We start from the raw sequence: 12,493 nt of genomic DNA on the forward strand, positions 1-12,493 counted from the left end.
GCTTGGTGGGCCGTTGTCATTTGCAGTTGCGTTTATTGCTGCTGCAACTCGCGCCGCGCCAGACACATTTCGCGCCGCAATGTGTCATCCCGTCGCAAACCGATGGCGACGCGCGAGGCAATCGCCGACCATGGGCATCATCGAAATCTCCTCTACGGGTAAGGACGATCACCATGCTCATCGACATTCTTCAACGCACACCGCACTGGGTCTGGTGGCTGCTCGCCGCCATGGTCTCCCTCGGCATCGCGCAGTCAAAGCCACAGCACCGGACGCTGCGTGCCGCGACCGTGCTTCCAGTCGCAATGGCTGCGCTTTCGTTCTATGGCGTTGTATCGGCGTTCGCCGCGCAGGTCACCGCGCTGGTCGCTTGGGCAGCGGCGATGCTCGCAGCCTTTGTGATATGCCACGCTGCCGGGATAGGCAGCAAGGTCCGCTGGCTGGCTGCCGAGCAGCGTCTGCTCGTGCCTGGAAGCTGGACTCCGCTCATGCTGTTCCTCGGTCTGTTCATCATAAAATTCGGTGCGAACGTCATGCTGGCGATGCATCCCGATCTGAGCTTCGACGGGGTGTTTGCGGTATCGGCGGGTTTTGCGTACGGCGTATTCAGCGGCATCTTTCTCGCACGCGGTCTGGCCATGTGGCGCATCGCCCGGGAAACCGCGCCGTCCGGCATGGCTTATTGATTCATGCGCCAACCCCTCCTGACCCTGCTACGGCGTGAACTGCGGATTTTTATCCCGGTATCGGTGGCGAGCACCTTGTTCTACTACGCGGTGTCTCGCGATTCGTTCGCGAGCAACCTGATCTATTCCCTTTGCAGCACGCTGTTCATCCAGGGATTGATCGAGACAGGCCGCTATGGCCTGGCGTACCGGATTCGCCAGCGCTCGCCCGATAACCTCGACGCGCAGCGCAACTGGCCCGGCTGGAGCCTGATGATTCCATGGATCGTGGTGTCGGGCGTCGGGGGTTATGCCGCAGGACACATGCTAGGCGATTGGCTGACCGGCGTGCAGCACGCACCGGCCACGCTTGTTGGCAACCTCGGCAACCTGCGGGCCATGGTGCTGAGCATGACCGGGGTGTTTGTGCTGTCGCTGGGCATTACGTATTTCTTTTATGCCCGAAGCCGCATGGCCGAGATGCAAACCCGCACCGAAGCCGCGCTGCGAAGTGCCGCGGAAAGCCAGCTCAAGCTGCTGGAGTCGCAACTCGAACCGCATATGCTGTTCAACACGCTCGCCAATTTGCGGGTGCTGATCGCGCAAGATCCGCCGCGCGCCCAAGCCATGCTCGACCGGCTGATCGGGTTCCTGCGCGCGACGCTCGACGCCTCGCGCTCGGGATCGGGATCACATTCGTTGTCGGCGGAGTTTGGGCGTATCGATGATTATCTCGAGTTGATGCAGACCCGCATGGGAACGCGTTTGAGCAGGCGGCTCGATTTGCCGGACGAGCTTGGGCGGTTGTCGGTGCCACCGCTTCTGCTGCAACCGCTGGTCGAGAATGCCATCAAGCATGGTCTTGAACCGAAGGTCGCAGGCGGCTGGATTCGCGTGAGCGCGCAGCGTGAAGGCAGTACGCTTGTGCTTAGCGTTCGCGATACAGGCGCGGGTGTCGGAGGTATCGAAGGTATCGACGATGCAAGCCTTGACGGTGCGCCGCCCGATCGCAGCCGCTTCGGGATCCAGCAGGTTCGTGAACGGCTTGCAGCGTTGTATGGTAAGACTGCGTCGCTGGAACTCGTGGCCGCGAGCGATGATGAGGGCGGTACTCTTGCTATCGTGCGGCTTCCGATCAGTTGATTTTCCGCCCTTCACCCATTCGTGCCGATCATGAAAGCCACCGTACTGATTGCCGAAGACGAAGCTTTGCTGGCCGCGGACCTGCTGGCCCAGTTGACCGGGTTGTGGCCGAACCTGCACTGCGTCGCGAGCGTGGCCGATGGTAAGGCCGCCGTCGAGCAAGCTCTGGCGCTGCAACCCGACATCCTTTTTCTCGATATCCGCATGCCCGGCATGACGGGACTCGAGGTCGCGCAAGCGCTTGCCGAAGACTGGCCGGACCGCGCCAAACCGTTCCCCTTGCTGGTGTTCGTGACCGCTTACGATCAATACGCGCTGCACGCATTCGAACACGCGGCGGTCGACTATGTGCTGAAACCCGTGCAGCATGATCGCCTGGAAAAAACCTGCGCGCGTCTGCAGACCGCGCTGCGGCAGAGGCAGTTATCCCAGGCCGCAGAGCCATCGCTATATGCTGCCATTCATACATTGCGTGAGCTCCTGCACGCGAATGCCGATGCCGCGAGCCCGCAAGGCAAATCTGCGCCCGCAAGCCCGCTGCGGCTGATCCAGGCGAGCGCCGGCAACACCATCACGATGGTGCCAATCGCCGACGTGCTCTATTTCGAAGCCGCCGATAAATACGTTCGTGTGGTCACGGCCGAACGCGAACACCTGATCAGGATCTCGCTGCGCGAACTGCAATTGCAACTCGATGCGGACACTTTCTGGCAGATTCATCGCAGCACGCTTGTGCGTTGCGATGCCATCGCCAGCGCGTTACGCGATGACAGCGGCAAACTCACGCTGACGTTGCGCGGCCACCCGGGCAAGCTGAGCGTGAGCCGCCTTTACGCTGATCGGTTTAAAGGCCTTTAACCTCGCAGCCGGCGAAACTCCCCCAGCCACTCCGACAGCACCGCAACCGCTTCGGGCGTCACCGCGTTATAGAGCGAAGCCCGCAGGCCGCCGATCGACCGATGCCCTTCCAGTCCATGCAAACCTGCGCGGCGAGCGTCATCGATAAACCGCGCTTCCATAGCGGCATCGGGTAGACGGAAGGCGACGTTCATCGTCGACCGGCAAGCACGCTCACCATGCACGCGATAGAACTCCGGCTCGGCATCGATCGCGCGATACAGCCGCTCCGATTTCGCGCGGTTGATTACCGCCATGTTGTTGACGCCGCCTATCTCGTCGCGCAGCCAGCGCGTCACCAGCATCAATACATAGATGGCGAACACCGGCGGCGTGTTGTACACAGAACGTGCCTGAATATGCGTCCGATAATCAAGGAAGGTCGGCAGCGCATGCGTTGCCCGTTGAGCGAATTCATCGCGCAGGATCACCACGGTGACGCCGGCCGGCCCGAGATTCTTTTGCGCGTGCGCGTAGATCATCGCGTAACGGCTGATGTCGATTGGCGCGGCCAGCAGATTGGACGACATGTCGCAGACCAGCGGCACGTCGGGCAGCCCCGGGATGCCCGTAAACTCCAGCCCCTCGACCGTTTCGTTGGACACGTAATGCAGGTAGGCGGCATCCGGCGCGAGTTGCAATTCATCCGTCTCAGGCAGACGTCGATAGCCCTCCGCGCTGCCGTCCCACACCACACGCGTTGTTCCTTCGTGCAGCGCTTCAACCGGCGCCTTCGCGCTCCAGTAACCCGACACGATGTACTCGGCATGCTTGCCGCTGTGACGCAGGAAGTTCATCGGCAGCATGGAGAACTGCAGGCTGCTGCCGCCCTGCATGAACAGCACATGGTAGGTGTCGGGGATGCCGAGCAGGACGCGCAGGTTGCGCTCGGCTTCATCGAGTACGCTGCGGAACCAGTCGGATCGATGGCTCATTCCCAGCACCGACAAACCGGTCTCCGGCAATGCGTCGATAGCAACGCTCGTTTCGCGCAGCACCGACGCCGGTAACGCGCCCGGTCCGCCGGAAAAGTTCATGGTCTTGTTCATCAGCCCGCCGTCCGGTGCGCCAGCATGCGCTCGAACGCATCGACGATATGTTGCACATGCGGGTTCTTGTGAGCGAGCACGCCGCTATCACGCTCGTAGTGCGCGAGCATGGTCGCGTTGGCTTCGAACACGAAGACCCGGCCGTCAGGCAAAAGCGTGAAATCGATACCGCCGTAGTCGAGATCGAGCCGCTGCCCGATGGCTTCGATGGCGTTCATCGCGCGCTCACCGAGTGCGGCATGCGGGTCTTGCAGGAAGCGACGCTCCTCGTCGAGCTTCCAGGCGTGGCTTTCCATATTGGCGGAAAAGTAATGCGCGATCCAGTGCGGCGAGATCACAAGGTGATAGGGGAGCGGCCGGCGATCGACGTAGATCACGCGGTACTTGCGATAGAAGCCATCGGCTGATTGGCAATCGCGAAAGGCCGTCAGGTACTGGGCGCCTGCTTGAGCTTGCGTCGATAACCGGGCTTCAAGTGTTTCGATTGTGTCGCAGAGAATCAGGCCGTCGCCGCCGTGCGCGGCAACGGGCCGGGCGAGGAGGGGAAACGTGACGGCGTGATCGGCGAGTAGCGAAGCGAGTGCATTGATGTCTTGCGCTTTGTTCTCCGCTTCGTAGCGCACGCACGGCGCTGTCTGTACGTCACCGAGACCGTCGAGCAGCGCGGGCAGCTTGTGCCGTGAAGTCCGGGAGATGGCTGAACTCGGGTTGAGTAACGAACGCGAACACTGCGCCGCGAAACGCGCGAGCCTGTCATTCAGAGGCGCTGCAATATCCGGATCGCCGATGGCGTTGAACACGAGATCGAAGGCGGGGAGATGAGCGTCTTCGTCGTCGGTGGCGTAATCGATTGCGTACTTTATACGACGGTTTTTCGCGCCCGGAAGCAACGCTTCGAACGGAACATTACCTGTACTTTTTCCTGCGCAAAGGATCAAGACGGAGCGAGTCCAGCCCGCTGTCTCTTCAACGAAAACCCGCTGGATTCCATAAGCGCGTTCGCGATAAACCTCGGCAAGCGCCATGTTTCCTTCGCCTGTGTAGATGGCCGCAAGGTTCTGGCACGCCACGGCGATGTTCGGGTCGAGTGCCAGCACGAGCTCATACCAGCGCGCGGCGACTGCGTGATCGCCCTTCATGAAATAGCCCGTGGCGACATCGCACAAGCCGTTCGTGCGGGCGGCCGGTGAGTTGGTTGCATACGCGTCGAGGGTGTGGGCCGCGATCAGGTGCGCCAGCGCGCCAAGTTCATCGCCGGCGAGGCGGCATGCATCGGCGAGCGCGCGGTGAACCGATGCATCGAGCGACGTGATCGCGCTCAAACGATCAATCGGCGCAGACGGATGTTCGGGGGTGTTCGCGGGTTCTTGGGTCATCGTGGCCTGGCCGTGTGCATCGGGACGTTCCGTCGATGCTGGTTTTGCAGCATAGCGGCGTCGCCCGACATTCCGGTTACAGGCACGCATGCCGCGATTACGAAAACTTACGCGCGGGTCGGACGGGCTCGGTCACGGCTGCATCGCCTTGACGATGATCTGCGCATCTGCGTCCCGCTCGATGCGCTTCAACACCGGCTGCATGTTGGCGAAGTCCTCGGGCGTGCATACCTGCTTGCCGAAGTTTGTCTTCAAATGACGCTCTGCCTGAAACAGGTTTGTCGCGGGATCGAAGACATAACGCGATGAATAATCGATGAACGCGTTGGTGAAATTCGCATCGGTGGGGACGTCGGTGACGCGGACGGTTTTTGGCAAGGTGACTTGCGCGACTTCATCGAACGTGCCGCCGGAGCACATGAACGGCTGGGTCCGCACGCGCTCGGCGAGCAGGTTCTCAACCTGTGTCGCGATCCCGCCGGACAGGCTTGTCAGCGCGGGCAGGGCGGTCGTGCCGGTGGTCCACACGACGTTGTCGAGCGTCCCGACGATGGTGGTCGTCAGCGGGCCGTTGCTTGCGTTCAGGTCGCTGGCGGTGAGCGTGGTGACTCCACGCAGGCCGGTGGCCCGAAGGCGGGTATCGGCGATTTGCTTGCGGCGCTCGGCCGTTGCGTGCAGCAAGTTCGAGCGCTCCGGCCCGGTGCTCCATCCGGCGTCCTCCACCTGATCGGCGAACGCGGCGGAGCCATCGGGCGCTACATCGATTTGCAAGCGCGCCGTACGTGACAGCGGTTCGGTAGCGGGCGTGCGGGACAGCGTGCCACTGTTGACCAGCAGCGTGGGACGGTCCATGTCAGCGAGCGGGAGGTTGCCGAACTCGATGCTCAGCGCCGTTGAGTCCGCATACTGTCCCAGCTCGGGCATCCATGTGATGACGTGATTGATCGCGCTGCCGCCGTAGCCTGGAACGGACGGCAGTGTGTAGACCGAGCCGAGGCCGATTAGGGCCGGCTCGTTCTCGATACCCACCGCGGACAGCAACGCGCCGTAGAGCGCGACGTAGTCTTTGCAGTCGCCGTATCGGTTGGCGAGGATATCGGCGGCTCGATGGGGAATGGCGGGACTTTGTCCGAGGAACAGCGACACGTAACGGATGTTGTGGCGCACCCAGTCGTAGAGCGTGGCCGCTTTCGCTCGCGGGTCGGACTCGTTGCGCGTGAGCGACTGCGCGAGGGTGCGCACGGCTGGATCGTTCGCGCTCGGATCGACGGTGCCGTCCCGATAGCTCGCGGCAAAGCTCCGGTAGTCCGGGAATGTGGACACCATCAGCCGGTCGCCGTATTGCGCGTAACCGACCGAGCCCGCTTCCACTCGATCGTAGTGGGCGCGGCTGTAGTCGAATTCGTAGCGCGTGCGGCCGCCCTGGGTGACCGGCGGCACGGCGACGTAGCCGCGTGCATCGGCATAGAGCGGTTTATCGGCAGGCAGGTCGAAGATCAGTCGTTGCTCTTCCACTGGGGTACGTCCAGGCTCGACGAAATAATCGAATTGCCCCGCGATGACTGGCTTCGACTGGGTCTTGTGGAACCGCAGATGCACGATGGATCCTGTGCCTACGCCGGGGAATACGACGGCTTTCAGGCGCGAGTCTTCGAACGTGGGTGCGCCTGCGGAACGCGGTTCTTGGACCTCGCGGATCTGATCGGGGGCGACGATGTGTTTGATGCCGTCACGGCCCAGGGAGTAGGCGTCGGTTATGTCGATGGTTGACGTCGATTTGTCGAACCAGATGTAGCGTTGGGCGATTTCACCGACGCCTGCGGGTGTGTTTGCGCGCAGGGTGGTTTCATCGTCTTCGGTCTGGGAGCCGTCTTCGGCTACAACAAAGGTGTGGATGTCGCTGACTAGCGCGGATGGTTGCGCGGTTTCGATGGTTTCCGTGGCGAATGCCAAGGGCGATGCTATCCATGCTAGCGAAGCTGCTAGCAGTACGTGGTGTTTGATAGTCATCGGTCTTGAGGTCATAGGGGCGGTTTTAGCGAGCGGATTGGTGTCAGGTTTGGAGGATAGCGGGCGGGATTTGTGCCAGGTTGCTAGGTTCTGAGGTTAGCGGTCGGGTTAATTGTCCCGACCGCTAACCCTGCCTCACCCCAAAACCCGTCCACCGGCGCGAGCAATCCCTCGGGCCTGATCTTTGCTTTTACCTGACATATGCAACTGCCAATCGGGCGCGAAACCGCCCCTGGCCCTGTTCCCTTGCGAGACCGCTGCGCCTATTGAATCCCATCCTTACTATGAGCACACAACGTCAGCCGTCCCTTCCCGCACCACGCATGTCGACGGGCATCACCGGGCTAGACAACATCCTGGGCGGCGGATTGACGCCGAACCGCGTGTACTTGGTCGAAGGGTCTCCGGGGGCTGGAAAAACCACTCTCGCCCTGCAATTTTTACTGAAGGGCGCCGAACTGGGCGAGGCCGGCTTGTACATCACCCTGTCCGAAACGCGCGATGAATTACTTGCCGTAGCCGATGCCCATGGCTGGAACGTCGACCCGTTATCTATCATCGAACTGCTTTCCAATGAAGGCCTGGACCCCGAGTACGAGCAATCCATCCTCCACCCGGCCGAAGTAGAACTGGGCGAGACGGTTGAAAACGTCATGCGCCAGGTTGAAACCCTCAAGCCCGTACGGATCGTGCTAGACAGCTTGTCGGAACTGCGGCTCCTGTCGCAGAACCCGTTGCGTTACCGCCGCCAGATCCTCGCGCTCAAGCGCTATTTCGCGACGCGCGAATGCACCGTCTACCTCCTCGACGACAACACCTCAGACCCCAACGACCTCCAGCTTCACAGCATCGCGCACGGCGTGATCAGCCTCGACCAGCTAGTCCACGATTACGGCGGCGCGCGTCGCCGTGTGCGTGTGGCAAAAATGCGCGGCATCAAGTTTCGCGAAGGCTTCCACGACTTCACGCTGGAGACGGGCGGTATCGATATCTATCCGCGTCTGGTGGCCGCCGAGCATCACGCTGAATTCGCAAACGCACCGGTATCGACAGGGTCTAAGGGTCTCGACGCCATGCTCGGCGGCGGCCTGATCCCTGGCACGAATGCGCTGCTGACCGGACCATCAGGCGTGGGCAAGACCACGACCGTGGTGTGTTGCCTCGTGGCGGCACTCAAGCGCGGCGAGCGTTGCATCTACTATCTCTTCGATGAAACGCTCGGCACGCTGTTGATGCGTTCGAAGTCGCTCGGCATGGATCTGTCGACGTATCTCGACAACGGTTTGCTGACGTTGCGCCAGGTCGATCCCGCCGAGATGTCGCCCGGCCAGTTCACCAGCGACGTACGCGAGGCTGTCGAGGGCGACGGCGTGACCTACGTCGCCATCGACAGCCTGAACGCGTATCTGCAAGCGATGCCCGGTGAGCGCTACCTGCTGCTGCAGATGCACGAGTTGCTCGGCTACCTCAACCAGCGCGGCATCGTGACCTTGCTCGTGCTCGGCCAGCATGGAATTGTTGGCGAGGTGCAGACGGACATCGACATCAGCTACCTCAGCGACGTCATGGTCCTGTTTCGATACTTTGAACATCAGGGCGAAGTGCTGACGGCGCTCGCCGCTGTCAAAAGCCGCGGCAACGCACATGAACGCACGATCCGCCAGTTCAGGCTGACGCACGGCGGCCTTGAGTTGAGTGAAGCATTGCGCGACTTCGATGGCGTGCTCGCCGGCCTGCCGACGTACCGCGGCGAGTCAACCATGTTGGGCAGCCCCCACGCGAGGGGTCGTTAAGCCGTGGAAAACCGTGTCCTGATCCTCGCCCCACGCGGCCGCGACGCGGACGTAGTCGGCGAAGTGCTGAGCAAGGATAGCCGCAACTGCGTCGCTTGTGCGAACGCCGCGATGCTTCACACCGAGCTGCGCAGCAATGCGGGTACGGCGCTGATCGCGGAAGAAGCACTCTCCGATAACGACATGCCGCAGGTCTTCCAGTGGCTCAACCAGCAGCCAACGTGGTCCGATTTTCCACTCATTTTGCTTGCCACCAAACGCACCGAACGACGCACAAAACACGCGCTCGACCGGCTCGAACTGCTGGGTAACGTCGTCGTGCTGGAGCGTCCGCTCAATGCCGAAACGTTGCGGCGCGCGGTATCGTCGGCGCTGCGTGCACGCTTGCGGCAATACGAAGCGCGGCGCCAGCTCGCCGAGCGCGTGGAAGCGCAGGAACGGCTGCATCTGGCGCTGGCGGCGGGGCAGTTGGGATCGTGGGAACTCGATGTCGAGACCGGCGCGCTGCGATCCACCGAAGCGTTTCGCAAGATCTACGGGCACAAGGGACCCACGGTGGACTACGCGCAGATCATTCAGATCGTGCATCCCGATGACCGCGAGATGCGTCAGCGTGCACTGGATAGTTGCATCGATAACAACACGAACCTCACGGTTGAATATCGCGTGATCTGGCCGGACAACACTGTTCACTGGGTCCAGTCCCGCGGCCACCCGATGCGTGCGCCGGGCAGCGTCCCGGGGACGACTACGACGCGGATTATCGGCGTGTCGCTGGATGTCACCGACCGACACGAAGTCAACGAGAAGATCCTCGCGAGCCAGTTGGTGGTCGAGCGTTTGAACGATACCCTGGAGAGCCGTATCGCGGAACGGACGCAGGAACTGGCGTCGGCGAACGATCGCCTAATGAAAGAGATCCACGAGCGCGCGAAGGTCCAGGCGGTGCTCGTGCAGTCGCAAAAAATGGAAGCGCTCGGGCAACTGACCGGCGGCATCGCGCATGACTTTAACAACCTGCTGAACGTGATCATGGGCAACGCGGAACTCATCACGCGCGTGAGCCGCGATGAGCGCGTGCAGACCATGGCGCAGACGGTCAAGCGCGCGACCGAACGCGGCGCGAAGCTGACTGGGCAACTGCTCACGTTTTCACGCAGCAGCAATCTGGACCTGAAAGCCATCGACGTCATTTCGATGCTGCATGGCATGCGCGACATGCTGACGTTATCGCTCGGAACGGGCATTCATTTCGGAACGCGCTTCGACGTCAAGGAGGCCTGGACCGACGCCGATGCCAACCAGCTCGAACTCGCCGTTCTCAACTTGGCAATCAATGCACGGGACGCGATGCCCGATGGCGGTTTGCTCACCATTCGCGTCAGCCAGCGCGCAGCGCCGGACGAAACTGTACCGCCGGGGCAATACGTGGTGATCGGCGTAAGCGATACGGGCACGGGCATTCCGCCGGAGTTGCTCACGCGCGTCTTCGATCCATTTTTCACGACCAAGCCGGTTGGCAAGGGCACGGGTCTCGGCTTGAGTCAGGTCTATGGCATTGCTAGTCAGGCCGGTGGGGCGGCGCGCATTCACAGCGAACCGGGCGATGGCACGACGGTCGAGTTATGGCTGCCCTTGCGTGAGCGTGTAGTGGTCGAAGCGAAGGTTGCAGAGCCGGGCGAGGAGATCACGGGCGCGCACGAACGGATTCTCGTGATTGAAGATGACGTCGACGTACGGACCTTTCTCGTCGATTGCCTGAAAATGCTCGGCTATGCGGTTACCGAGGCCGCGCATGGTCGCGCCGGATTGGAACGGCTGTCGGCGGACAATCCGGACTTGCTGATCGTCGACTTCGCGATGCCCGGCATGAACGGCCTTGAAGTGATTGCCGAAGCGAAGCGTGCACGTCCACAACTGCCTGTGATCCTGGCGACGGGCTACGCCGATGTGGATGTATCGAAGGACCGCGTGGAAGGGTACGCGGTGCTCAGAAAGCCGTTTCAGATCGGTGATCTTGCGCGCACCGTGAAAGCTGCGCTGACGCGCTCGCATGTATGACCGCGGCACGCACGACGCTTAAGGCTCAACGCCGTTGCGATGTCACATCCCAGTTGATATCGACGCACAGGACCTGCAAGCCTCGCGGCGTATGCGCGGCGATGGACGCCGTCACGCACAGGTGCGCCTCGTTGATCGACAGATAAGGTGCGGTCAGATGAACCCGGTCCGGCGTGCGCAATGCTTCGATGAAATATGGGCGCCGTTCCCAACTCGCGCCTTCCGAATGCAGCAAGGGCCGGAAACGCTTGGCCCGTTGCGATGCCCGCGCGGCAGGCAAGACGTTGTCACCGATCTGCCGCCCTGATGAGTCGAGCAGGAAACAACGCGCCGTTTCGTGAAGCTGCAAGAGCGTGCGGGTTGCATCGGCGAGCGTTTCGCCTTCGATCAGACGCGCCGCCGCCGTTTCCAGCGCGCTCACATACGGCGCCAACCGCGCTGACTGCGTGCGTTCACGCGCGGTTACGCGTTCACGGGATGCGGCCGACAGCGCATCCAGCACGCCTTGTGCGGCTTGTGGCTTCACGGCTTCCACGCTGGGCCCAGCGAAATACGCGCCTTGCACGAAATCCACGTTGCATTCGAGCGCAATCAGCGCGTCGCGTTCGGTGCTCAAGCCGCCCATCAACACCAGTTGGCCTGATTCATGCAGCAGGGAAACCAGCCCCGGCAATACACGCTCGATATGCGAATGTTCGCTCGCTTGCTGCAGGATGCAGCGATCGAGCGTGACGATATCAGGCCGCAGATGCCACACGCGGTCGATATTCGAATGCTTCACGCCGAAGCCGTCCAGCGCGATCAGGAAGCCGGACTTGCGCAATGAATCGATGATCTCAGCAAAGCGCGTGGTCTCGCCGCCCGCTTGCTCGGGCACTTCCAGCACCACGCGTTGCGGCGGCAACCCAATGTTTTTCAACGATGCCAGCAGCGCATCGCCGTAGCTCGTGTCCATCAACGCGGCCGGATGAAGGCTGAGGAACAGCCATTCGTCGTCGCTATCGAAGGAAAAGAAGTTGCCTAGGTGCAGCGATTCAGCCAACCGGCCGAGTTCGAGCAGATCGCCGCGCCGCGCGGCCTGCGTGAAGACCTCGTGCGATGGGACTTGCCGGCCGGAATCGTCCCGGGCTCTGAGCGATGCGTGATAACCGATTGCGCGTCGATGCGACACGGAGAACACGGGCTGGAAAACGCTGAAAACCGTGTACTCGCCGTACAGGACAGTGCGCCGCGTGCCGTCATCGTCCGCGACGGGACGAGGGGGCTGAAAGCGGGGAGGGTCGAGATCAACCATGCTCATGGTGGTTTTGGCAGGCGTTCGAACGCGGCTCGGGTGGGAGTAAACATCGGGGAAGGACAGTTTACAGGATAGGGCCGCTCCCTGAAGAGCAAGAAATATGCGCATTTGCCCGACAATTGAGATATTCCCGCCGAAACCAGCCGCTGCTGGGGCTGGGGAGTGGTGGCGGTTTTTATCGTGGTGATGCAGGTGAAGGCCC

9 protein-coding genes are annotated in these 12,493 nt (G+C 61.8%); 5 read left to right on the forward strand and 4 right to left on the reverse strand.

The features are described from left to right. Positions 1–173 precede the first annotated feature (173 nt). From ACMX25_RS32140 to ACMX25_RS32150, 3 genes are read left to right on the forward strand one after another with little or no spacing between them, the layout of a single operon-like run. Positions 174–686 carry a DUF6622 family protein gene (locus ACMX25_RS32140; protein ID WP_414953941.1) on the forward strand — a complete coding sequence of 171 codons (513 nt, stop codon included), beginning with the start codon at positions 174–176 and terminating at the stop codon, positions 684–686. Between the two features lie 3 nt (positions 687–689). Further along, entirely contained in the window at positions 690–1,808 is a 1,119-nt protein-coding gene (locus tag ACMX25_RS32145) for a sensor histidine kinase (RefSeq protein WP_414953942.1), read from the forward strand. 30 nt (positions 1,809–1,838) lie between these two features. After that, positions 1,839–2,666: a LytR/AlgR family response regulator transcription factor gene (locus ACMX25_RS32150; protein WP_414953943.1), complete on the forward strand. Its 828-nt coding sequence runs from the start codon at positions 1,839–1,841 to the stop codon at positions 2,664–2,666. On the opposite strand, the gene serC is transcribed toward ACMX25_RS32150, so the two are convergent. The 3 genes from serC to ACMX25_RS32165 form a co-directional block, all read right to left on the reverse strand. Next, positions 2,663–3,757: a 3-phosphoserine/phosphohydroxythreonine transaminase gene (serC, locus tag ACMX25_RS32155; protein ID WP_414953971.1), complete on the reverse strand. Its 1,095-nt coding sequence runs from the start codon at positions 3,755–3,757 to the stop codon at positions 2,663–2,665. The genes ACMX25_RS32150 and serC overlap by 4 nt on opposite strands. After that, on the reverse strand, positions 3,754–5,130 hold the full coding sequence (locus tag ACMX25_RS32160) for an ATP-grasp domain-containing protein (protein WP_414953944.1): 1,377 nt from the start codon (positions 5,128–5,130) through the stop codon (positions 3,754–3,756). Before ACMX25_RS32160 ends, serC begins: the two co-directional genes overlap by 4 nt. A 132-nt stretch (positions 5,131–5,262) precedes the next feature. Next, complete coding sequence (locus ACMX25_RS32165; protein WP_414953945.1) at positions 5,263–7,083, reverse strand: DUF3857 domain-containing transglutaminase family protein; 1,821 nt, start codon at positions 7,081–7,083, stop codon at positions 5,263–5,265. A 341-nt stretch (positions 7,084–7,424) separates the two neighbouring features. Here ACMX25_RS32165 and ACMX25_RS32170 point away from each other — a divergent pair, with 341 nt between their 5' ends. After that, on the forward strand, positions 7,425–8,933 hold the full coding sequence (locus ACMX25_RS32170) for an ATPase domain-containing protein (RefSeq protein ID WP_414953946.1): 1,509 nt from the start codon (positions 7,425–7,427) through the stop codon (positions 8,931–8,933). A 3-nt stretch (positions 8,934–8,936) separates the two neighbouring features. Beyond that, positions 8,937–10,994 carry an ATP-binding protein gene (locus ACMX25_RS32175; RefSeq protein WP_414953947.1) on the forward strand — a complete coding sequence of 686 codons (2,058 nt, stop codon included), beginning with the start codon at positions 8,937–8,939 and terminating at the stop codon, positions 10,992–10,994. A gap of 25 nt (positions 10,995–11,019) precedes the next feature. Here the strand turns inward: ACMX25_RS32175 and ACMX25_RS32180 are convergent, their stop codons facing one another. Next, complete coding sequence (locus ACMX25_RS32180; protein WP_414953948.1) at positions 11,020–12,294, reverse strand: EAL domain-containing protein; 1,275 nt, start codon at positions 12,292–12,294, stop codon at positions 11,020–11,022. Positions 12,295–12,493 lie beyond the last annotated feature (199 nt).

The organism is Caballeronia eucalypticola (assembly GCF_047608185.1).
Lineage (GTDB): Bacteria > Pseudomonadota > Gammaproteobacteria > Burkholderiales > Burkholderiaceae > Caballeronia.

Coding starts and splice junctions, on each gene's coding strand:
- ACMX25_RS32145 (WP_414953942.1), top strand. CDS start 690: ATGCGCCAACCCCTCCTGACCCTGCTACGGCGTGAACTGCGGATTTTT.
- ACMX25_RS32140 (WP_414953941.1), top strand. CDS start 174: ATGCTCATCGACATTCTTCAACGCACACCGCACTGGGTCTGGTGGCTG.
- ACMX25_RS32160 (WP_414953944.1), bottom strand. CDS start 5,130: ATGACCCAAGAACCCGCGAACACCCCCGAACATCCGTCTGCGCCGATT.
- ACMX25_RS32150 (WP_414953943.1), top strand. CDS start 1,839: ATGAAAGCCACCGTACTGATTGCCGAAGACGAAGCTTTGCTGGCCGCG.
- ACMX25_RS32180 (WP_414953948.1), bottom strand. CDS start 12,294: ATGAGCATGGTTGATCTCGACCCTCCCCGCTTTCAGCCCCCTCGTCCC.
- ACMX25_RS32170 (WP_414953946.1), top strand. CDS start 7,425: ATGAGCACACAACGTCAGCCGTCCCTTCCCGCACCACGCATGTCGACG.